The 23715-nt window shown below is 38.8% G+C and carries 21 protein-coding genes; 16 read left to right on the top strand and 5 right to left on the bottom strand.

The genetic code is table 11. The features are described 5' to 3' along the window. Position 1: 1 nt before the first annotated feature. The 5 genes from pstA to ACFOUV_RS06085 all read left to right on the top strand — a co-directional run bounded on the left by pstA (position 2) and on the right by ACFOUV_RS06085 (position 3721). A complete protein-coding gene (pstA, locus tag ACFOUV_RS06065; protein WP_379495894.1) occupies positions 2-886 on the top strand; it encodes a phosphate ABC transporter permease PstA in 885 nt (294 codons plus the stop codon). Positions 887-922: 36 nt separating this feature from the next. Next, positions 923-1753, top strand: a complete 831-nt coding sequence (pstB, locus tag ACFOUV_RS06070; protein ID WP_379495895.1) for a phosphate ABC transporter ATP-binding protein PstB — start codon at positions 923-925, stop codon at positions 1751-1753. Between the two features lie 174 nt (positions 1754-1927). Beyond that, a complete protein-coding gene (locus ACFOUV_RS06075; protein WP_379495896.1) occupies positions 1928-2299 on the top strand; it encodes a CidA/LrgA family protein in 372 nt (123 codons plus the stop codon). Further along, positions 2292-2981 carry an LrgB family protein gene (locus ACFOUV_RS06080; RefSeq protein WP_379495897.1) on the top strand — a complete coding sequence of 230 codons (690 nt, stop codon included), beginning with the start codon at positions 2292-2294 and terminating at the stop codon, positions 2979-2981. Before ACFOUV_RS06075 ends, ACFOUV_RS06080 begins: the two co-directional genes overlap by 8 nt. A 92-nt stretch (positions 2982-3073) precedes the next feature. Beyond that, positions 3074-3721, top strand: coding sequence for an SDR family oxidoreductase (locus tag ACFOUV_RS06085; protein ID WP_379495898.1), 648 nt, complete (start codon positions 3074-3076; stop codon positions 3719-3721). Between the two features lie 96 nt (positions 3722-3817). Here the strand turns inward: ACFOUV_RS06085 and ACFOUV_RS06090 are convergent, their stop codons facing one another. Further along, positions 3818-4219, bottom strand: a complete 402-nt coding sequence (locus tag ACFOUV_RS06090) for a DUF4395 domain-containing protein (protein ID WP_379495899.1) — start codon at positions 4217-4219, stop codon at positions 3818-3820. 257 nt (positions 4220-4476) lie between these two features. Between ACFOUV_RS06090 and ACFOUV_RS06095 the strand changes: the two genes are divergently transcribed. From ACFOUV_RS06095 to ACFOUV_RS06105, 3 genes are all read left to right on the top strand, one after another. Continuing rightward, positions 4477-5733 carry an argininosuccinate synthase gene (locus tag ACFOUV_RS06095; RefSeq protein ID WP_379495900.1) on the top strand — a complete coding sequence of 419 codons (1257 nt, stop codon included), beginning with the start codon at positions 4477-4479 and terminating at the stop codon, positions 5731-5733. Further along, positions 5730-7139: an argininosuccinate lyase gene (gene argH / locus ACFOUV_RS06100; protein ID WP_379495901.1), complete on the top strand. Its 1410-nt coding sequence runs from the start codon at positions 5730-5732 to the stop codon at positions 7137-7139. The genes ACFOUV_RS06095 and argH overlap by 4 nt, the downstream gene beginning before the upstream one ends. A gap of 212 nt (positions 7140-7351) precedes the next feature. After that, a complete protein-coding gene (locus tag ACFOUV_RS06105) occupies positions 7352-9040 on the top strand; it encodes a peptide ABC transporter substrate-binding protein (RefSeq protein ID WP_379495902.1) in 1689 nt (562 codons plus the stop codon). A 306-nt stretch (positions 9041-9346) separates the two neighbouring features. On the opposite strand, the gene ACFOUV_RS06110 is transcribed toward ACFOUV_RS06105, so the two are convergent. After that, a complete protein-coding gene (locus ACFOUV_RS06110) occupies positions 9347-10408 on the bottom strand; it encodes an NAD(P)/FAD-dependent oxidoreductase (RefSeq protein ID WP_379495903.1) in 1062 nt (353 codons plus the stop codon). A 253-nt stretch (positions 10409-10661) separates the two neighbouring features. Here ACFOUV_RS06110 and ACFOUV_RS06115 point away from each other — a divergent pair, with 253 nt between their 5' ends. Beyond that, entirely contained in the window at positions 10662-11306 is a 645-nt protein-coding gene (locus ACFOUV_RS06115) for a LytTR family DNA-binding domain-containing protein (RefSeq protein WP_379495904.1), read from the top strand. 132 nt (positions 11307-11438) lie between these two features. Continuing rightward, a complete protein-coding gene (locus ACFOUV_RS06120; protein ID WP_379495905.1) occupies positions 11439-12956 on the top strand; it encodes an acetyl-CoA hydrolase/transferase family protein in 1518 nt (505 codons plus the stop codon). A gap of 116 nt (positions 12957-13072) precedes the next feature. On the opposite strand, the gene ACFOUV_RS06125 is transcribed toward ACFOUV_RS06120, so the two are convergent. Beyond that, complete coding sequence (locus ACFOUV_RS06125) at positions 13073-14887, bottom strand: LysM peptidoglycan-binding domain-containing protein (protein WP_379495906.1); 1815 nt, start codon at positions 14885-14887, stop codon at positions 13073-13075. Between the two features lie 297 nt (positions 14888-15184). Between ACFOUV_RS06125 and ACFOUV_RS06130 the strand changes: the two genes are divergently transcribed. Beyond that, on the top strand, positions 15185-17113 hold the full coding sequence (locus ACFOUV_RS06130; RefSeq protein ID WP_379495907.1) for an ATP-dependent DNA helicase: 1929 nt from the start codon (positions 15185-15187) through the stop codon (positions 17111-17113). A gap of 66 nt (positions 17114-17179) precedes the next feature. Here the strand turns inward: ACFOUV_RS06130 and ACFOUV_RS06135 are convergent, their stop codons facing one another. Then, positions 17180-17803, bottom strand: a complete 624-nt coding sequence (locus ACFOUV_RS06135; protein WP_379495908.1) for an NUDIX hydrolase — start codon at positions 17801-17803, stop codon at positions 17180-17182. A 228-nt stretch (positions 17804-18031) separates the two neighbouring features. Here ACFOUV_RS06135 and ACFOUV_RS06140 point away from each other — a divergent pair, with 228 nt between their 5' ends. The 5 genes from ACFOUV_RS06140 (at position 18032) to ACFOUV_RS06160 (ending at position 22447) form a co-directional block, all read left to right on the top strand. Beyond that, complete coding sequence (locus ACFOUV_RS06140; RefSeq protein ID WP_379495909.1) at positions 18032-18547, top strand: DUF3231 family protein; 516 nt, start codon at positions 18032-18034, stop codon at positions 18545-18547. A 163-nt stretch (positions 18548-18710) separates the two neighbouring features. Then, positions 18711-19775, top strand: coding sequence for a fatty acid desaturase (locus ACFOUV_RS06145; protein ID WP_379495910.1), 1065 nt, complete (start codon positions 18711-18713; stop codon positions 19773-19775). Between the two features lie 94 nt (positions 19776-19869). Then, a complete protein-coding gene (locus tag ACFOUV_RS06150; RefSeq protein ID WP_379495911.1) occupies positions 19870-21003 on the top strand; it encodes a sensor histidine kinase in 1134 nt (377 codons plus the stop codon). Continuing rightward, a complete protein-coding gene (locus ACFOUV_RS06155) occupies positions 21000-21599 on the top strand; it encodes a response regulator (protein ID WP_379495912.1) in 600 nt (199 codons plus the stop codon). The genes ACFOUV_RS06150 and ACFOUV_RS06155 overlap by 4 nt, the downstream gene beginning before the upstream one ends. 62 nt (positions 21600-21661) lie before the next feature. Then, on the top strand, positions 21662-22447 hold the full coding sequence (locus ACFOUV_RS06160) for a carbon-nitrogen family hydrolase (protein WP_379495913.1): 786 nt from the start codon (positions 21662-21664) through the stop codon (positions 22445-22447). Positions 22448-22987: 540 nt separating this feature from the next. Here the strand turns inward: ACFOUV_RS06160 and ACFOUV_RS06165 are convergent. Continuing rightward, complete coding sequence (locus ACFOUV_RS06165; protein ID WP_379495914.1) at positions 22988-23668, bottom strand: histidine kinase; 681 nt, start codon at positions 23666-23668, stop codon at positions 22988-22990. Positions 23669-23715: the final 47 nt, after the last annotated feature.

The following is a 23715-nucleotide window of genomic DNA, read 5'->3' on the forward strand; positions in this document are numbered from 1 at the left end:
TATGAAATATATAGATGATGTTCAGGTGCATAAGCGCATGTCTTCTCGTGTATTAAAAAATAATATTCTTAAACAACTATTTTTGGCAGCAACCTTATTTGGATTGATCTTTTTGGCTATCCTTTTGATTCGTGTTATAACGCAAGGAGCTGCCTGGATTGATTGGAATTTCCTAACTGGGAAACTTTCAACCAACGCAGATCGCGCAGGTATTATGGGGGCAATTCTAGGTACATCCTGGCTTATGCTGATTGTAATTCCTGTAACATTATTTATTGGTGTCGGAACGGCGATCTATCTTGAGTTATATGCAAAGCAAGGGAAATTTCAATCTTTTATAGCGACAAATATATCCAATCTGGCTGGGGTTCCTTCCATTGTATATGGCCTTCTTGGACTGACTATTTTTGTTAGAGCTATGGACCTTGGAAATGTGGTGCTAGCCGGTGGGTTAACGCTTTCCCTACTTGTTTTGCCTATTGTTATTGTGGCTGCACAGGAAGCTATTCGGGCAGTGCCACAACACTTAAGTGAAGCTTCCTATGGTATGGGAGCAACCAAATGGCAAACCGTTAAAAATATTGTATTGCCTGCTGCATTACCTGGTATTTTGACAGGTTCCATTCTAGCGCTTTCCCGTGCAATTGGTGAAACAGCACCATTGACGGTACTAGGAATTCCGGCATTGCTAATTCCATTTCCTGAAGGCATGTTTGATACATTTACAGCATTACCGATGCAAATATATTATTGGACACTTGATTCTTCCCTTGTCGAGGAATATGCGTATTTAGCTGCTGCAACAATAATCGTTCTATTGGTACTGTTGTTCCTGTTAAACTCCATAGCTATCTATATACGGAATAAATTTCAACAACGCTACTAGTTGCAAGTACTAACAAACATGAAGGAGAGAAAATGAATGAGTCCTTTAGTAGATTCCAAGAAAGTTAAGGTTAATATTAATTCTGAAACTGCTACAAATACACCCAAGGATCATGATGTTGTTTATGATACAAAAGATTTAAACCTTTGGTATGGGGAAACACATGCATTAAAAGACATTAATCTTTCCATAAATGAAAAAGAGGTAACAGCAATTATTGGGCCATCTGGATGTGGGAAATCAACATATATAAAAACATTAAATCGTATGGTTGAACTGGTTCCAACGGTACGTACAACGGGAATAATTACGTATAAAGGTAAAAATATTTTGGATAAATCGTTCAATGTGGAAGATTTAAGAACCCATGTAGGGATGGTTTTTCAAAAACCAAATCCATTTCCAAAATCGATTTATGAAAATATTGCTTACGGTCCGAAAATTCATGGAATCCGTAATAAGAAGATTTTGGATGAAATTGTAGAAAAAAGCCTTCGTGGTGCGTCCATTTGGGATGAAGTAAAAGACCGTCTGAATGAAAATGCCTATGGTCTATCTGGAGGACAGCAGCAACGTCTATGCATCGCCCGTTGCTTAGCAATTGAGCCAAATGTAATTTTAATGGATGAACCAACATCTGCACTAGATCCAAAATCAACATTGCGTATCGAAGAATTGGTACAAGAATTAAAGAAAGAATACTCCATTATTATCGTTACACACAACATGCAGCAAGCTGCTCGAATTTCGGATAAAACAGCTTTCTTCCTTAATGGTGAAGTTGTAGAATTTGATGATACAAATAATATCTTTACTAATCCTGCAGACAGAAGAACCGAAGATTATATTTCTGGTAGGTTTGGATAAAATAATAAAATGAATGCTTCTTGTCAGAAATGGCAGGGAGCTTTTTTTGGCAGTAAAGAAAGTATGTCCATATTTCTTTCTGCATAAGTGCAACTAAGGCATCGCCAAAAGGGTTAGATTATCTTCTGTTTTTGCTATAATGAATGAATCATATAAATATAGGAGTGTTCCGAAGTGCTCAGATTAGATAAGATAGTCATTCATATAGCTATATTATATATTATTTATTTGCTTGGTAATTGGATACAGCAAACATTCCATCTGTTCGTACCAGGTAGTGTGATCGGTATGATTATTTTTTTGATATTGCTTTTAACAAATATCATTAAAATAGCTTGGATTGAGGAAGGGACAAAACTGTTTGTTAATCATTTAACATTATTTTTTATTCCTGTGACGGTTGGTGTTGTTAATTATTTCGATCTTTTTTCTGGAAAAGGTCTATTGGTAGTTTTGATTGTTCTAATCAGTACGGTTCTGGTAATGGGGATATCTGCGAAGGTCACACAGTGGTTGATCGGAAAGAGGGAACTTCCACATGAATAGTTTATTGATTGGATTCTTATCGATTATTGTTACGTTAATTGTTTATATACTTATATTGAAGTTACATCAGAAAATTATTTCGCCGATGACGCTGCCAATTTTCTTGGGCTCCATTATAATCATCACCGGACTGGTTGTTTTTGACATCCCGTATGATACTTATATGATTGGAGGGGAATGGATCAATCAGTTGCTTGGTCCAGCTGTGGTAGCTTTGGCCTACCCACTTTATCAGCAGCGACACTTGATTAGCAAATTGATAGTCCCAGTTCTATGCGGAACAACTGTGGGTGCGATTGTTGGCGTTTCTTCAGGAATTTTACTTGCTGGCTGGAGCGGGGTGGATGATTTTATCATCTATTCGCTAATTCCGAAATCGGTAACCACGCCAGTTTCCATGGCTATCGCCGATTCAATGGGAGGGGTCATGTCACTTGCTGCGGTATTCGTTATTATTGCCGGAATAGGTGGTGTCATTATGAGCCCATGGGTATTTAAATGGTTTAAAATTGAGCAGGCTATTAGTCGCGGTGTTGGAATGGGAAGTGCATCCCATGCCATAGGTACGGCACATTCAATGGAGTCCAGTCAACTGGAGGGGTCCGTAAGTACGATAGCAATGGTGTTGAGTGCTGTTATCGTATCTTTAATAGCGCCAATCATGGTCTTCCTAATCATGTAACAATATTTAAAACACATTCTTTGCTAATCATGTCAGCATTTGAAATAATGGCAATAGGTTCGAAAGTCTAAAGTAAAAGAGGAGATGTGAGAATGAAAGTTCTTGTAATCGGAGCAAATGGCCAGATTGGTAAACATCTTGTACGTTTACTTCAAGATAGTGATGAACATACAGTAAAAGCAATGGTTAGGAAAAAAGAACAAATAGATACAATGAAAAATATAGGTGTCGATGCAGTACTGGGAAATCTTGAAGGAAGTGTCGAGGAAATTGCTGAGGCTGCAAAGGGCTCAGATGCTGTTATTTTCACAGCTGGTTCAGGCGCAAGTACCGGACCGGACAAGACATTGCTAATTGATTTAGATGGTGCAGTCAAATCAATGGAAGCAGCTGAAAAGGCTGGAGCAGATCGCTTTGTCATTGTCAGTGCGTTTCAGTCACATAACCGAGAAAGCTGGGAAGACAGTCCAATTAGACCATATATGGTTGCCAAGCATTATGCAGATAAAATACTGGAAACAAGCAGTCTAAATTATACGATTGTGAGACCTGGTGGGTTATTGAATGAACCAGGTACAGATAAGGTAAGTATAGCCGAAAATCTAGAGAGAGGTTCCATTCCTCGTGAGGATGTAGCCAAGGTTATTGTTGCTTCCTTAAATGAAGAAAGCACATATCGCAAAGGATTTGACTTGATGTCAGGCGAAACCTCGGTTGCCGATGCAGTTAAAAAAATATAAATAAAAAAGCGTCAAGCCTTCGTAAAAGAGTGGGCTTGGCGCTTTTTAACTATTTTACAGATTTACCGTAAGAATATTCGGGGAGTTACAATACTCTTACGTTCTGTTATACCGCCACTTCATGTAGCGGTATCGTATCGTACAGCCGATACAATAGCCCATTAGCGCGATACCTGAAGCTGCTAAAACCATCAAACTAAATATAATTCCTACTGTTGTGAAATGAAGATAAAAGAAAACTAAGGAAAGTCCAATACAGATTGTTGCAATCCATTGGTTAAAAATCTGCTGGTCTCTGTCTTCCTGGCGATACTGATTCATTGGCTTTGTTAGAAAACGCCTACTGAACATAATAAGTGGATTCTTTTTTGTTATTAATGTATACAAGCCATTTAGGAAAGGCAAAAGTAAAATAATCGGATGAATTACGAAAGCTAAAAGTACGGTTATAACAATAAATGATTGATTTACCTGAACTAACGGTTTTGGAATACTCATGTACATTCTCCTTCCTAATATATATCTTATTATACACAGTAGTTTACTGTGTATAAAGAGATTAGAAAAAATATAATATATTTATTTGCTTTTATTCTAAAACACAAGTGCGTTTTAAATAGTGGATGACATATTTTTAAGATTACAGAATCTTAAAAATAATTATATTTTAATAAATGTACAAATACCTATTGAATTATTATACAAAATGATGCATAATAATTCATTAATAGCTCAATTAGAGAGGGGAAATTTAAATGGCGAAGGAAAAAATTGTATTAGCATATTCCGGGGGTCTTGATACTTCCGTTGCAGTTAAATGGTTACAGGATAAATATCATTATGATGTAATTGCGGTGGCACTTGATGTAGGGGAAGGAAAAGACCTGGATTTTGTTAAAAAGAAAGCATTGGATGTTGGGGCAATCAAATCATATGTGATTGATGCTAAGGAACTTTATGCAGAGGAATATGTACTGCCTGCATTACAAGCTAATTTATTATACGAAGGGAAATACCCGTTAATTTCCGCACTTTCCCGTCCATTAATTGCAAAAATCCTTGTGGATATCGCAGAAGAGGAAGGCGCAGTTGCTGTTGCACATGGTTGTACTGGAAAAGGAAATGACCAAGTACGTTTCGATGTGGCATTTACAGCATTAAATCCTAATCTTAAAATTGTTGCACCTGTACGTGAATGGGCAATGTCAAGAGAAGAAGAGATTGAATATGCCAAAGAAAATAATATTCCAATTCCAATCAATTTAGATAGTCCTTACAGCATTGATCAGAATTTATGGGGAAGAAGTAATGAGTGCGGTATTTTGGAAGACCCTTGGGCAGAGGCACCAAAGGATGCATATGACTTAACGACTGATCCATTGGATGCACCGGACGCTCCGGATGTCATTCAAATTACATTTGATCAAGGTAAACCGGTTTCTTTGGATGGCAAAGAAATGCAATTGGATGAATTGATTTTGAAACTGAATGAAATTGCAGGAATGCATGGTGTCGGAAGAATTGACCATGTGGAAAACCGTCTAGTAGGGATTAAATCTAGAGAAATTTATGAAGCACCTGCAGCCATGACGCTAATTGCTGCTCATCAGGAGCTTGAAGCATTAACATTACCGAGAGAAGTTGCTGAATTCAAGCCTGTTGTTGAACAAAAGCTGGCACAAACGGTTTATTATGGCTTATGGTATTCACCACTCACAGAAGCACTACAGGCGTTTATTAATAAAACACAAGAGCATGTATCAGGCACAGTGAAAGTGAAATTGTATAAAGGTCAGGCACAGGTAATCGGTCGTGAATCTGCAAATTCCCTATATGATTTTGACTTGGCAACTTACAATAAAGCGGATGCGTTTGATCATGATGCTGCACTTGGTTTCATTAAGCTTTGGGGCTTACCAACAAAAGTTCATGCTTCCGTAAATGGCACACATTCCAAAAAGAAATCGATCGAAAAAGTAAAATTGGAAGTAAAGGAAGCTGTTCAAAAGTGAAACTTTGGGGCGGACGTTTTACAAAACCAACCAATCAATTAGTGGATGAATATACGGCATCGATTAACTTCGATAAAAAACTAGCAAAATATGATATTCAGGGTAGTCTCGCCCATGTGGAAATGCTGAAAGAGTGCAGGATTATCCCTGCAACGGATGCGGATCAAATTACTGAAGGACTTCATACCGTTCTTTTAAAAATAGAGTCCGGGGAAGCTGAACTTAGTGAGGAGCATGAAGATATCCATATGAACGTGGAGAAGCTCCTCATTGAGGAAGTTGGTGCTGTCGGCGGGAAACTTCATACAGGTCGGAGCAGAAATGATCAAGTTGCACTAGATATGCGACTTTATTTAAGAGAGCAATTAATTGAGATTATTCAATTAGTAGTGTCCGTTCAACAATCCCTTCATACCCAAGCAAAATTAAATTTGGATACCGTTATGCCTGGATATACACATTTACAACGGGCGCAACCAGTATTGTTTGGCCATCATATGATGGCGTATGTGTTCATGTTTCAGAGGGATGTGGAAAGGCTGACGGACAGCTGGAAGCGTGTCAATAAATCACCACTTGGTGCAGGAGCCCTTGCAGGAACAACTTTTCCCATTGACCGTCAATTTGTAGCGGAAAAATTGGGCTTTGATGGTATATGTGAAAACAGCCTGGATGCGGTGAGTGATCGCGACTTTGTTGTGGAGTTTTTATCAAATGCATCATTAATTTCAACCCATCTTTCCCGGTTGTGTGAAGAACTTGTTCAATGGTCCAGCGCTGAATTTAGCTTTATCGAGCTCGATGATGCTTTCTCGACGGGAAGCAGCATGATGCCGCAAAAGAAAAATCCAGATGTTGCAGAACTGGTTCGCGGAAAAACTGGAAGGGTCTTTGGCCACTTAGTTGGTATGCTTACAACGTTGAAAGGTTTGCCATTGGCTTACAATAAAGATATGCAGGAAGATAAAGAAGGAATGTTTGATACGGTCGAAACACTAAAAGGTGCGTTGGGGCTTTTCGCACCGATGATTGAGACAATGCAAGTGAAAAAGGAAAACATGTATGAAGCTGTTCGGAAAGATTTTTCCAATGCAACCGACCTTGCCGATTACCTGGTTGAAAAAGGCATGCCGTTTCGAGAGTCACATGCTGTCGTTGGGCAAGTTGTATTACATTGTATAAACGGTAATAAATATTTATTGGATCTAACGTTGAAAGAATTTAAATCTTTCTCCGAGACAATTGAATCAGATATATTTGAAAAATTAAATCCAGAAGCCGTGGTCAATGCACGTGATGTAGCTGGTGGTACAGCAAGGAACAGGGTGGAAGAGCAGATTGAAAAAGCGGTAGAATTGTTTCAATCCAGTAGTGAATGGGTTCGTAAGCATGGAGAAAATATCTAAATTCCTAAAAAGCTAAGTCCAGCTTCCTATAAGCTGCTGACTTAGCTTTTTATTTTGATTCGTGCGCGTTGACCATTAGAAAATGACGTATATTTTCTGTTACTTAATTTTACATTTCTTTACAATTTTCGCAATAATATATATAATCGTCTTTATAGATTGCTAGACTAAATTTATTTAGTACATAGAAAAATAGTAGGGGGTAAAGAGAAATGAAGTTAAAAAATTGGTCATTATTATTAGCATTTGGACTACTATTGGTTGTACTAGTAGCTTGCTCTGACGGAGAATCCTCTGATACTTCAGATTCATCGGAATCAACCGATGAAACAGAAAACGAATTTTCTGAAGCAGAAGAAAAGGTTCTAAACTTTACTAATTTGGAGGCCATTCCAACCATGGATCCGTCTTTGGCTACAGATGAGTCGTCCTTTATTTATTTGGCAGCTACAATGGAAGGTCTGTATCGTTTAGATGAGGACACACAAACATCTGAGGGGATTGCAATTGATCACTCAGTAAGTGACGACGGTTTAATCTGGACATTCAATTTACGTGAAGATGCTGTCTGGGAAAATGGAGACCCTGTGACAGCGCACGATTTTATTTATGCTTGGCAACGTGCTGTTAATCCAGAAACAGGGTCGGAATATGGTCCTTATATGATGAATGGTGTAATTAAAAATGCTACAGCTGTAAGTTCAGGAGAAGCACCTGTTGAAGACTTGGGTGTTACTGCTGATGGTGACAACACACTAGTAGTTGAACTGGAAAATCCAACTCCATACTTTGAAACACTAACAACTTTTGGCACATTTTTCCCACTAAATCAGGCATTTGTTGAAGAACAGGGAGATAGTTTCGCAACTAGTGCTGACACATTGTTAGCAAATGGTCCTTACACAATGAGCAGCTGGGAAAGTACCAGTAACTCATGGGAGCTTGTTAGAAACGAAGATTACTGGGATACTGAAACTGTAAATATGGACAAATTGACATTTGAAGTCGTTAAAGACCCACAGACCGCAGTTGATTTATATCAATCAGGTGAAGTTGACCGTGTGGATTTAAACTCAGACCTTGTCGATCAGTATTCCACTGCTGATGATTATGTTGTTTCGGCTGATACATTTGTTTATTTCCTAAAATTTAATCAAACAACAACAGACGCTTTGGCGAATAAAAATATTCGTGCTGCAATAAGCAAATCTTTTGATAAACAGGCCATGGTTGATACCATCCTAAATAATGGTTCCATTGTTGCAAATGGCCTTATTCCAGCTGATTTTACGCCAATGCCTGAATCTGGTGAAGATTTCCGTGAAGTAAGTGGAGATCTTGTTTCATATGATGTAGATGAAGCAAAAGCTTTATGGGAAAAAGGTTTAGAAGAAATTGGAACAGATTCAGTTGAATTAGAAATGTTAGTAGATGATGATGAAACAACGAAGATCATGGTTGAATATATTTCCAACCAGTTGACAACAAATCTACCAGGTTTGGAAGTTTCATTAAAACAAGTACCGAAAGAGCAACGACTTGATTTAGATACAAGCATGGATTATGAACTTCAGGTTTCCAGATGGGGCCCTGACTTCCTTGATCCATTTACCTTTATGAACCTTTGGACAACAGACAGTGGAAATAATAAGATGGGTTACTCAAGCGAGGAATATGATACTTTAGTCCAGGATACAGCTACAACATTGGCAACAGATAATGCTGCACGCTACGAAAACTTCCTGGAAGCTGAAAAAGTTCTCTTTGAAGATGCAGCAATTGCACCAATTTATCAAGCATCAAGAGCACAGCTTGTATCTCCAAGAGTGGAAAATGTATTTGTAAATCCATTCGGAGCAACTTATGAGTATAAATGGGCTGACGTTGGTTCAGCTGAATAAAAATGGAAAATAAATATAAACCTAGGGCATTAATCATCACTGTCCTAGGTTTATTGTGTTTCTACTATAAATAAATGTTCTAAGATAAATGAACCGTTTAAAAAAATTAAAACAAATAAAGCATGACAGCTACTAGACTGATACCTATCTTTGCAAGGAATCGCATGCGACACCTCCAGGAAGGAATAGTAAATCTTACTATCAGTATAGTGTTAGATATTTAAGATACTGCAAATTCAAGGTTAATTTTATGTAAATAAAAAAGGAGAATCAGTAAAATATACTGGTTCTCCCTTTTTTTATGCATTAATGTCTTTTATTCAACCATAGAACGCCGGTTTTAGCTAATCGCGGCAGTAGTCCTGTCATTGGTGTTTTGACCATGTTTCCGAACCCGTCTGACTTGCCAAGAGATCCGAGGGTACCTTTTAGTTTTAATGGCTTTGGTTTCTTAGGTTCCTTATCTTTCAATACTGCCAGTAGTATTTCAGCAATTTGTTCGCCTTGAAGCCCTGCAAGTTGCGCACTTGGTGAATACTCACTAGATGCACAATCGCCCACTACATAGATATTTTGCTTCTGGGGAACTTGATAGAACGCATTAACGACTACCTTGTCCTGATTATCTTTTTCAAAAGGTAATTCCCTTACGAGACGATTTGGTTGTACACCTGCAGTCCAGATGGTTACGTCATTAATGTAGCATACGCCATTGTTACATACCCCGTCTTTTTCAACATATTCAATCGTTGAATTATGAATGACATCCACATTATTTTTAATAAACCATTCTTCTACATAATTTTGGATTTTTGAATCAAACGCTTTTAAAACGGTTGCACCACGATCAAGCAAGCGAATATTAAGATCAGGGCGACTTTCTCTTATTTCCGAAGCAACTTCAATCCCACTTAGTCCTGCTCCGATAATGGATACTTTCCCGTAGGCTTTTAGATTTCCAATTGCTACTCCTGTATGACGGGCTTTCGTAAAGGTTTGTACACTCTCTGTAAATTCTTCTGCTCCTGGGATATCATGGTAATTATCCTCGCAGCCAACACCAATGACTAAGTAGTCAAAGGGGATTGTTGCCCCTGGATCATTAAATAATATTTGTTCTTTTTCTGTATCAATTTTTATAATTTCGTTAAAAACGTAATTCACACGTGGATCTTCCGGAAATTCCACACGTACATCCTGATCAGCAACCGTACCCGCTGCTATTGTATAGAATTCTGTCTTTAATGAACGAAATGGATTCCGATCTACTACTGTAATATGTATGTCTTCTGGTAATGGCTGATCAAGGATCCCAGACAGGATTTTGATTCCTCCATAACCGCCCCCAATGATAACAAGTCTTTTCATGGTTAAACCCCCTATGTAGTGAAACGCTAACGTAGTTCTACCCCTACTAGATTACCAAAGTTGAGTCTCTGTGTCACCCGAATCAAGTCGAATATCTTTTTGGTTATTTCTTTCGTGAAATAGTTGGAATATATCCATTTTAGTGCCAAAGGAATCAAAATAAGATGGTACAATGAATACATCAATATTATAGCAAATTATAATAATTAAATAAAAAACCAGATTCGACAAATTTCGGGGAGTGACAGGCACTATGGAACGGCTGACTTTGGATTCACTTTTGGAAGTGATTGGGGAGCTTTTTTCGGATGAAATTTCAATTGCTATTTCAAATACAAATGAATATCTATATTATCGCAGAAGTAAGCGGATTGATTTGAAAATACAAAAAGGGGACCGCATCAAACAGGGGACGCTTGCACATAAAGCGATTATAACGGAACAAAAAGTATCTGAGTTTGTTGATCGTGATGTTCTTGGGGTCCCTTATCATGGAATGGCAGTACCATTTCATTTTGAAGGTGTTCTTGAAGGATGTGTGTTGGCTATTTACCCGGCATATACGGATGGCAAAACGGTTGTAACTGTCAGAAGTGAGGACGGTTGGAAACCGATTCCTTTTACAAATGTAAAATACTTGGAAGCAAAAGATCGCAAAACCCATGTATTCTCTGAAAGGTATTCGGGTACCCATACCAGTACATTACAAGAATTTGAATTCATGCTGCCGAGGGAAAATTTTATCCGATGCCATCGGTCTTTTATTGTAAATGTAAATCATATTAAAGAAATCTATCCAGATACCCATTCCACATTTTTATTGGCAATGGACAATGATGTCAAGATTCCAGTTAGCCAATCTTATTCCAGCTATTTCCGAAAGTTACTAGGCTTTTGAAAAATACTTCTGCTTTATCCTGAATATTTATTGGTTTATTCAAAAATATTCTCTTCTCATCCGATTTCTCCTATAACTTCGAAAAATTAGTTATTATTTATAGTATTAGTTATTATTTAAGGGGGATCTTGGATGGGAGAAAAAATAAAGCGCATACATGACTCACAACTGCAAAACCTTGTCGTTTCTGCAGAGGAAGCCGCATCTTGGATTCAAGATGGTATGACATTAGGATTAAGCGGGTTTACCCGTGCAGGAGATGCAAAGGCTGTGCCGACTGCACTCGTTAAACGGGCAGAAAATGGTGAAGATTTTAAAGTTAACGTATATACGGGGGCTTCCTTAGGTTCAAATATTGATAAAATGTTTGCTGAAGCAGGTATTATTAACAAGCGTTTACCTTTTCAGGCAGAGCCTTCCATGAGGAACGCAATTAATACAGGGGAGCATCTATTTGTTGATCAGCATTTGTCACATACGTCTGAGCTATTGCGTGCAGATGTAATAGATCGTGTTGATTATGCAATTTTGGAAGCGATTTCTATTACCGAAGATGGATTAATGATTCCTAGCACTTCTGTTGGTAATTCACTATCTTTTGCTGAGACAGCAGATAACATTATTATCGAATTGAATACTGCACAACCTGAATCTTTAGAGGGATTACATGATATTTACAGTCCTAATAAGCAGGGTGAGCGTGAACCGATTCCGCTGACAAATGTAGACCAACGGATTGGGACAATTGGGATTTCACTTGATCGAAAAAAAGTTAAAGGAATTGTTTTTACACATCAGATGGATTCCCCTTCTACGATTGTTCCACCGGATGAGGAAACAAAAATGATGGCAGACCATCTTCTTGATTTTTTACGTACTGAAATCAAAGCTGGAAGGCTGAATGAATCATTGATGCCTCTACAATCAGGTATCGGTTCTGTTGCCAATGCTGTACTCCATGGCATGGTTGATTCTGAGTTTAAAGACTTGGTCGTATATTCTGAAGTGCTTCAGGATGCGGTATTTGATCTCATTGATGCAGGGAAAGTTAACTTTGCTTCTGCTTGCTCATTAACACTTTCAGATGAAAAAATGGAGCAAGTATTCCATGATTTTGATAAATATCGTGATAAATTGATTTTGAGGCCACAGGAAATTTCAAACCAGCCGGAAATTATTCGTAGACTTGGGATTATCTCCATTAATACAGCATTAGAGTTTGATATATACGGTAATGTAAACTCTACACATGTTAGTGGAACGAAGATGATGAATGGAATAGGTGGTTCCGGTGATTTTGCTCGTAATGCCCGCTTGGGAATCTTCGTAACGAAGTCTATCGCTAAGGACGGTGACATCTCCAGTATTGTTCCATTTGTTTCACATGTCGATCATACTGAACATGATGTGGATGTAGTTGTCACAGAGCAAGGTTATGCAGATCTTCGAGGTTTGGCACCAAGAGAACGTGTGCCATTAATTATTGAAAACTGTGCACATCCATTATACCGGGAGCAATTATGGGATTACTATCATGAAGCACTTGAGCGTGGAGGGCAGACCCCTCATGTGCTGGAAAAAGCATTCTCATGGCATACAAACTTTAAAGAACAAGGCACAATGAGACACGTATTAGTAGAACAGAATTAAAGGCGGTGCCTGTCACTTCCCGAATTTTGTCGACAAACAGTAGGGGTTCAGAATATATAAAAGAAAAACAGATGCGTGGAGGGCAGACTTCGCATCTGTTTTTTCTACTTTGTTTTCTATAAGAATGTCAACGTTGATGCTATTTCCCTGATGTGCAGTTCATCTGCCCACAAAATCAGGAAATTATATGTTGTACCTTGAATTTCAATGGGATCAGGGTAAGTTACGATAAGTGCAGACTGTTGATTCATTTCAGCCGGTTGGTCTGCTGATGGGAAAATAAAACATGCCTCTTCATTTTCAATCGTAGTTGAAGTGATTCTCGGAGTAGATCCATATGGCATTAATGGGTGGTGCGCCTCTCCCTGACACACTTCCTTTAAACTGTCTCCAGCTATAGCGGAAACTTGGAAAAATCCATCAGGACCTTCGTATCTCTCGTTATCTATCCTTTCCCAGTGAGAAGGATACCGGAAACGAATTCGATATGTCTGATTCAAGTATGTCTCCTCAAGTAAATTTCCGACTGGTGAAGGAGACCATTGGAGTGAGGTGATTAAAGCATCTTCTAAAACTTGAATCGGAACTGGATGGTTCGGGGTTATCACCCACATCTCCCGAGCAAATTCCTGTTCACTGCACCCGGAAAGGTAAGCAATTTTATTTCCGTCCGTTGACCATGTTACTGGTGTTGCAAAACAGTTCGATAACGCATGAACCGTTTCATGATCTCCATTTCTTGTAACGGTTCTAATTTGATTAAAATAACCCCTGTCTTCATAGGCTGTGGCACTATAAGCAATGATTCTGGAATCAGGATTCCATCTTGGATAATAGTTTTTAGCGAGAGGACCACCTTCTAACCCAAACATATTCCCTGTTGCCAGTTCGATTGTAATAATGAGCGAAATACTAACTCCTGGAGTTGTATACAAAACAAAGGAACCATCAGGAGATAACTGAATATCATGAAGTGGCCCATCTGTGTTATTTGTAATTCTACTCCTACCGGTTCCGTCTGAAGAAATCCGATAGAGTTGGCTAATCCCAAATGCATCCGTTGCTTGAAATAAAAGCTCGGTTCCATTGGGGAACCATTGGATATCCGTTGCTTCTAGCTGCTGTATGGATTGTGCCTGATGGGAAGCTATTGTATAAATGATAATCTGGTTCCTCGTCGTATAAGCTAACTCTGTACTTTCCGGCGACCAACCCAATTGTAAGTTATCATTTTCGCTTAGTTGATCGATGGATGCAATGGAACCTGTCTCAAGGTCGACCACATAGAGGATTCTATCTATGCCTGCAAAAGCGATTTTACGACTGTCTGGGGACCATTCAGGACTTGAGAAGGAATCTCCTAAATCAGATGTCAGCTGCACGTTGGAACCATTCCGAGGGTTATACAGCCAAAGGTCGAATCCTCCGCCGCGATTCGACGTATAAGCTATCAGGCCTTCACTACCTGGTGGAGCGTACGGGATACGCAGCATCATCCCTGGAATGATGGCTGTTGTGGGTAGTTGATTGACGCTCTGAATTAGCTCTGTATTCCTAACACCATCTGTGATGACATTAAATCTTCCGGCTATCAGATATAGCGTATCTCCGGGCTGAACAATATAATAAGGAACTCCAGGTGGTACTTGTAGTAATTGATTAATATAAATCATGTATGGGGCTTGTAGTTGATTAGCTTCAATAATTACAGAAAATGGCACCTTAAAAAACTGAGCAATTTGATAAACGGAATCCCCTGGTTTCACACGATAAACATTTACCCCTGGGGGAATGGAAAGCTGTTGTCCTACGAATATCGTGTACGGAGCAGTTAGGTTATTTGCAGCCATCAGTGATGCTAATGGAAGTTCCCATCTTCTGGCGATATCATATACCGTATCTGTTGGTTGGACAGTGTAAAAATATTGCATATCATCCCTTCTTTCTGTTCAAGGCACAGGTGTGTAATGACATGTATATTCTCTAATTCTATAATAAGAACAAAGCCCCTTTAACTTCTAAACGAAAGTAGATTTGTTAAAAATCTTAAAAAATGGTAAGAATGAAATAATAATCATCTATTTGGTTAATGAGATTTTACTGTTAGAATTATAATTAATTTTTTAAAATGATTTTTAAGACAAAAAATACTGTCATTTATTTGCGGTAGTTTAATATATTATGCTAGTATGAAAGCTTATTGAATAGATGTTAAAGAGGAGTTTACTATGCCAAGAAATACGTCATTACCATTTACTGTTTCTAAGACTGAGAATTTCTTTGACCGACTGGGTGATTATGTCGGTGATGTTTTTTATGATATTTTACCTGAAAAGGGTTATGAATTGCGTGATGAACAAATTTATATGGCCTTTCAATTGGAGCAGGCCTTTAAAAATAAAGGAACAATCTTTGCTGAAGCAGGTGTTGGTACAGGGAAGACACTTGTTTATTTGTTATATGCAATTTGTTATGCGCGGTATAAAGGAAAGCCTGCCATTATTTCCTGCGCAGATGAGACGTTAATCGAACAGCTTGTGAAAAAAGGCGGGGATATTGAAAAACTCGAGGATGCACTTGGCCTCCATGTGGATGTCCGCTTGGCAAAAGCAAGGGAAAATTACGTCTGTATTAAGAAGCTCGATCCACTGGCGAACAAAACGGGTGATATGGATATTTTAAGAGTACATGATGAGATACCGGATTTTGTTTTTGATACGAGTGCTGTTATGAAATCATTTGAACGTTATGGAGATCGAAAGGAATATCCATGGGTACCAGATGAAAAATGGGAAAAAATTGCATGGGATCCGCTCCAACAGTGTTCGACCTGTGATTGGCGTCACCGCAGTGGACAAACCTTAAACCGAGAATATTACAGACATGCACAGGATATCATTATTTGTTCGCATGACTTTTATATGGAACATGTATGGACAAAGGAATCCCGCAAGCGTGAAGGCCAAATGCCACTCCTTCCAGAAGCGAGCTCTGTTGTATTTGATGAAGGTCATTTATTGGAATTTGCTGCACAAAAGGGGTTGACTTACCGTTTCAACTTTGAAAACTTAACGAATGTCCTTACCGGCTATATGGGGCAGGATGTGCGTGAAGAATCACTCCTTCTTGTTGAGGATATTTTGGCACTAAATGATGACTGGTTTGAACTGCTTGCAGACTCAGCGAATATGGTGGAAGGTTCCAATCGTCAACAGATTCCCCGTTCTGAAGGGATGTTGCAGATGGCAAGCCGCCTAAATGATATGGTTCAGCAACTGTTGGAGCATTTAGTATTTGATTCCGAATTATTTACAATAGATGAATATCATACAAAGATCATCGAAGAGTATTTGGAGTTTTTCTCCTATGGACTTTCGATTTTACTAAAAGATGATGAAGGAATTTACTGGCTGGAAGAAAGTGAAATGACAACGAGCTTGGTAATTATGCCTCGTCTCGTAGAAGATGTATTAAAGAAAGAAGTATTTAGTCAACGCATTCCTTTTGTTTTCTCATCGGCTACTTTATCGCAGAGTGGCAATTTTTCTTACTTGGCCGGTAGTTTGGGCATTGAAAATTTCGATTCCTTTTCTGTAGAATCACCTTTCGATTACGAAAACCAAATGAGGATAAATGGCCATGTTGAACAGGAGAAGGATTCAAAATGGGAAGAAATTAAAAATGGGTTACTAAATAATCATGGACACTCACTGATTCTCTTTTCTACTACAGAAGAGATGAATCAATTTCGTGAATGGTCTGCGGATCAAGATTGGTCATTTGACATGCTTTATGAAGGTGATCTGGAAATAAGTGAAACCGTACGGAAATTCCAGAACGATGAAAGTTCTGTACTGTGTGCCCATCATTTATGGGAAGGACTGGATATCCCCGGGGAGGCATTAACGCAGGTAATCATTTCATCCTTGCCATTTCCGCCGAAAGATCCGGTCTTTCAGGCAAAACGGAATCATGCTGCTGATGCAGAAAAAGAAGTGGATGCACCGTATATGCTGCTTCGCTTGCGTCAGGGCATAGGTCGTTTAATTAGAACGAATGAGGATCATGGTATCATTCACATTTGGATGAATACAGAAGAACTAAAGAAGTATGAGAAAGATATAGCAGGTGTATTACCTGTACCAATGAATTGGTGATCTTAAATAAAACAGAAGCACATGAGAAGAAAAACTTCTTATGTGCTTTTTTTCTTTTTAGACGAGTTATTCATTATTATTTATTAAACCAATTAAATGTGTCAGTATTTTCGCAGTTAATCCCCAGATTACCTTTTCTTCATACTTATAAAAAATCTCGTTTATATGTCTTACTTGCCAATTATAGTCCTCCCCACCAACGATTAAGTGAAAAGGAAAGTCATCTTCAGGAGTAACATGGAAATTAACTTTGTACTGCTCTGGGTCGGTATTCAATAAATAAGAAAGTGGGACAGTAAAAACTTCTTCTACTTCGGATTTATTCGGGATGATCTCTTTAATATTGGCGATTCTCCCGACGAATGGATAAATAATCCTTCCGAGATCATTAACAACATAATCAAGTGGGGTGACATCTTTGATATTTTCTGAGCGGATGCCCAATTCTTCCGTCGTTTCCCTAATTGCACAATGCCTCGGATCCGGGTCACCCTTATCTATCCGACCGCCCGGAAAACAAATATCTCCAGGTTGACTACGCATAGTCAAAGACCGGACTTCAAATAATAGATGTGTTTCATTATCAATTTCCACCAAGGGAACAAGCACTGCAGACTTTCTGAAATTTTCATGGCCCATGATAGATGGTATCCGATTCTGTAACTTTCCAATAATATTTGATGAATCCAAATCTCCACCTCCAAAAAAACTTATCATAACCCTATTCTATTATTCTTTTTGGTGCCTGTCACTTCCCGGATTTTGTCGAAATTTGTTGATGGTGCAATGTATGAAACTGTTTACCCTTTATATCTTATAGATACTCATGTATAAGGTAAACATTCTAAGGAATTATAAGTATATGTGCAGATTAAAGTAAGGTGGCACATAGTATAAATCTCTTGAGGAGGGATTGCGATGGGTATTCTTAGTGGAAATCCGACAGATGAACCAATGCATTATGGTGAGGTATTTGGTACATGGACTGCTGTGATGACGATGAAAGGGAAAATTGCGGGTTATCAAACTGTGCGAAATCATGCAGGCGATCAGGATCTTTTGAAACTGATTGATGAAGCTATCCAGCAAGGGCAGCAGGAAGTTACTGAAATGGAAAAGCTGTTAAAGGATAATGGTGTAGGAATGCCGCCAACACCACCGGACCGACCAAAAGCTGACTTGGAAGATATTCCAACCGGAGCTCGTTATATGGATTCGGAAATAGCGGCTGCCCTATCAGTAGATATTGCCGCTGGATTGGTTGCGTACAGTGGTATGATAGGTCAATCCATACGCGAGGATATCGCAATGATGTTTGGTCAATTCCATACACAGAAAGCAACTTTCGGAGCTAAGGTCCTTCGTCTTAATAAAGAGAAAGGCTGGCTCGTTCCGCCACCACTCCATCAGTATAACGCAGAAAACAGTAATTAAACGAAGTAGAGTGGACATAAGGTCTGCTCTATTTTTTTTGTTCTATTCATCTCTATCATATGACATTTGTCATATGTATTCATGACGTTTATGACTTATAAAAAACAGCAACGTATCCTAAAATAGAGTATAGTTACATGCTATATATAGGAGGATAAAATATATGAGCAAACAAAAACAAGCACAATTGAGAAAAAGCGTAGCACCATTTGCAAGTTCAGATACGAAAAAGAGTATTATTCAAATAATTAATTCAATCGTTCCGTTTATCCTGCTTTGGTTTCTTTCCTATCAAAGCTTGTCCATCTCTATTTGGCTATCACTAGCAATTTCTGTGATTGCTTCAGGGTTTGTCGTTCGAACCTTTATTATATTCCATGATTGTACACATATGTCTTTTTTCAAGAATGCAAAAGCTAACCGCATTGTAGGGACAATAACTGGCATCATTACACACTTTGCTTTTGAAAAGTGGAAAAGGGACCATTCGATTCACCACGCTACAAGCAGTAACCTCGACAAACGTGGGACTGGTGATGTTTGGGTAATGACAGTGGAAGAATATAAAGAAGCATCTTTTTTTGGGAAACTAGGCTACAGGCTCTACCGAACTCCAATTGTGATGTTTGGTCTAGGACCAATATTTCTTTTCTTAATAAGCAATCGTTTTAACCGTAAAGGTGCCAAGCGTAAAGAACGTTTGAATACCTATTTAATAAATGTTTCCATTGCAGTCATCTATGCATTACTAATCTGGGCGATTGGCTGGCAGGCGTTTATGATGGTACAATTGCCAATTCTCTTTATTGCTGGAGCATCTGGAATTTGGTTGTTTTATGTACAACATCAATTTGAAGATTCCTACTTCGAGAATGAAGACGAATGGGATTATGTAAAAGCAGCAGTGGATGGAAGTTCCTATTACAAGCTTCCAAAAGTTATGGAGTGGCTAACAGGTAGTATCGGATACCATCATGTGCATCATTTAAGTCCAAGAGTACCAAATTATAACTTGGAAAAGGCACACGAATCTACACCACCACTACACCAAGCAACAACGATAACATTAAAAACTAGCCTGCAATCGATTCGTTTCCGATTGTATGACCAGGCAAGCAGAACGTTTATAAGTTTCAAGGAATATAAAGAGCTTCAGCGTCGTAATGCTAAATCGCAAAAATCCGGTTTAGGACTAAAAACAAGAGAATCATCTGTGACACAAAAATAAAGATCTTATGTAACCCTTCCATGTCTTATCGGAAGGGTTTTTGTTATACTTGAAAATAGAAATGAGAAATTAAATTATTATGGGAGAGATTAATTTGCAGCATTGGTACCATATTTTTCCGAAAAATACAGGATTAAGTCTCTATGCATGGATTGCGTTTTGTCTTCTTCCATTTTATTTTATATTTCGTTCATCAACGGTTGCTGAGATTATTATAGGAATTTTAATGATTGTACTGTTTTTTGTCACTTATCGCTTGGCGTTTATAAAAAAAGGGTGGACTGTCTATGTATCGGTAGGAATAGAAATAGCTATAAGTATTGGAATGACTCTGTATTTCGGTTATGTTTATTTTTCACTATTTCTCGCTTTCTTTATTGGTAATATTCATAATAGAGCAGGTTTCATTACGTTATATGTCGTACATCTCGTTACAACAATTGCAGCCATCACACTTGGATTTTCCACTCAGGGTCCAGTTCTTTCTCCCCAATTTCCTTTCGTTGTTTTATGTTTGATCGGAGTTATCCTACTTCCGTTCAATATGTATAACCGGAATAAACGGGAAAATCTTGAAGGTCAATTGGAAGACGCACAAGAGAAAATTGCAGAGTTACTAATAGTCGAAGAACGGGAAAGAATTGCTCGTGATTTACATGATACATTGGGTCAAAAGCTTTCCTTGATTGGTTTGAAAAGTGAACTTGCAGGAAAGCTAATCAAAGCTAAACCCGAATCGGCTGCTTTGGAACTAAGGGATATTCATCAAACTGCGAGAATGGCATTGAAGGAAGTCCGCGAATTGGTTGCTGATATGAAGGGTACTAAATTAAGAGAAGAAATCATTCGTGTAAGGCAGCTTTTGGATGCAGCTCAAATTGAGTTCCATCTGGATGGCGACCCAGTGCTCGAAGATACTCCACTACTGGTTGAGAACGTATTGGGTATGTGTGTAAAAGAATCCATTACGAATGTTGTTAAACATAGTGGTGCAACAGAGTGTCATATTTCTATTGAACAATCACATGAGGAATGGATTGTTACTATTCAGGATAATGGAAAAGGTGTTGAAGTTTCAAACAAACTTCTAGGAAATGGCATTATCGGAATGAAGGAACGGCTTGAATTTGTTAATGGCAGTTTGAAAATCATTTCAAAAAATGGAACAAAACTTACGATCCGGGTGCCGCGTGTTATTCAACAAATGGAACAGGGGGAATCAACGTGATACGCATTGTAATAGCCGAGGACCAGCGTTTACTGCTTGGTGCATTAGGCGCTTTGCTCGATATGGAGGAAGACATGGAAGTAGTCGGGCAAGCTAGAAATGGCCAGGAGGTATTGCGGTTAGTTGAACAATATAAACCGGATATATGTATTATGGACATTGAAATGCCTGTCATGACAGGTTTGGATGCAGCTGAAGCATTAAAGGATAGTTCATGTAAAGTAATCGTCTTAACGACGTTTGCACGGTCAGGATATTTTGAACGAGCGCGTAAAGCGAATGTAAATGGCTATTTACTAAAAGACAGTCCAAGCGAGGAATTAGCAGATTCGATTCGTGTCATACTGGATGGACGTAAAGTCTATGCTCCAGAGTTAATAGATATGGCGTATTCAGAAGAAAATCCACTAACCGAACGTGAGGAAGAAGTTATCAAATTGATTGCTGACGGCAAGAACACGAAAGAAATCGCAAGTCAGCTCTATTTGACGAACGGTACAGTTCGGAATTACGTATCAACCATTATGGATAAATTACATGTTGGCAATCGCATTGAAGCCATTTCCAAACTGAAAGAAAAAGGATGGTTTAAATAGCCATAACTGACTAAAACAACTAATATACAAAAATCGACAAAATTCGGGGAGTGACAGGCACGATGAAGCATGTGATTTATCAGATGGATATTATTCCGGGGGATCCGGAAGCAAATCGATTGAAAGTTGGAAAATGGGTAAAAGAGATTGCGCAAAAGGAACAACCAGATATCGTTGTTCTGCCGGAGATGTGGACAACAGCTTATACGTTGGAGGATTTGGAAAACTATGCCGATACGGATGGTGAGCCTACAACATCTTTTCTACAGCATCTTGCAAAGATGTACCACATTAATATTATTGGTGGATCGATAGCCAATATGAAAAATGGTAAAATTTATAATACGAGTATTGTAGTTAATCGAGAAGGAGAGCTTGTGTATACGTATGATAAAATCCATCTTGTACCAATGTTGGATGAACCGGTTTATTTGACTGGGGGAGCGGAGAAGGTGCAGGTATTTGAGTTGGATGGTGTGAAAATGGGGATCATTATTTGCTACGATTTGCGGTTCCCGGAGCTTGCCAGGAAACTAGCCCTAGAAGGCGCGGAAGTCATGTATGTCGTCGCTGAATGGCCGACAGTTAGAAAAGATCATTGGAAGGCACTGCAAATCGCCCGTGCAATTGAAAATCAGTTTTTTGTTGTTTCCTGCAATCGAATAGGTGAATACAATAATGAAGACTTTGCGGGAACTTCTATGATGATAGACCCTCGAGGGAAAATTCTAAAAGTTGGCAGTGAAACAGAAGAAGAGACGTTAATCGAGTCCATTACATTGGATTTAGTAAAAGAAATACGCAAGGATGTACCCATTTTTAAAAGCCGTGTACCACATATGTATTAGTAATAAGGGTCATTTCGTTTGTTGCTTTAGAATCCTATACAGTTGAGATAAAATAAGAACTAGTATAGGAAACTTCGGCGACCACTCTGGGAAATACACTGCGCGCATCCTAAGGCGGCTGGTGATCCCCTTCATGCTGGCGCATTTCAGTGTCTCACCTATGCTCTCTTCCCGTAGGAGTCTCCGTATATTTCCCAGAGCTATTTAGAAGGTTGCTAATAATTACTATACTTGCATAGCTAAAATAGCAACATACAGCTCCACCAGTCCGGGTGAGCGGCGGGCGGTGACTCCTGCGGGAACAGCACGTGACCGAAGACCCCGCAGCGGTGGTTTTCCGCGAGGAGGCTGAGGCCGTGCCCGCGGAAAGCATCCGCCCAGAGCGATCACGGACGGCGGGAAAAGCAGTTACTTCACAGTTTATAGATTTTAGGAAATCTTCTAGAAAACAGCCTGAAATAAAAATAAATAAAGCAGGCATCCCTGTAAGGACGCCTGCTCTACTCGTATAGCCATCTCTATTTTGAAGTACATCATCGATTATTTTTTTACGTTTGGTGGGTCTGCAAGTTGACCTGTTATAACATCTTCAGTTACATGAACTTGGCATGTTTTACCTTGACTATTAATAAATTTAAATACACCATTGTTAAAGTCTGTTCCTATTTCTTTATAGAAGATGCCCTCATATAAATTGTCCTTGGATCTCGCAAAACTTAATCTGTAGTTACCATTTTCATCTTTTTGAAGGAATCCACGTACACCCTTTTCAAATGACATCTCTTCTGTACTCTTAAGTCTTCGATCAATGGATACAATATGGATGTCGATAAAGGACATCGCACGTAAAAGTACGTTAACAAAGGATCCTTTTGTAATTTCTTCCCAGCGATTTTGTGGGCTTTGTCCAATAATGATTTGCGTAATGTTATGATTATGCGCAACTTCTGCGATAGCCTTAACGGAAGAGCGTTTTTCATTATCACGGATAATAAATTCCTCAACCTCTAGTTCATCGCATAGTTCCTTCCAGCGATCAACATAACCAGATTTCTCTGCATCAAACTCGTCATACGGTAATGCATCAACTGTTAGGACATATAGCGGACAATCCATGATTTGTGACAACTTGTGACCACGTTTAATCAAGCGCTCGCCATTCGGACCATAATAAACACAAACTAGGATACTTTCATCCATACGACCTCTAATTTTTTTCATTGGTATATTCACCTCTTAAAATATTCATTGCGATTTAGCCGGTCCTA

The organism is Oceanobacillus longus (genome assembly GCF_042650085.1).
GTDB lineage: Bacteria > Bacillota > Bacilli > Bacillales > Amphibacillaceae > Oceanobacillus > Oceanobacillus longus.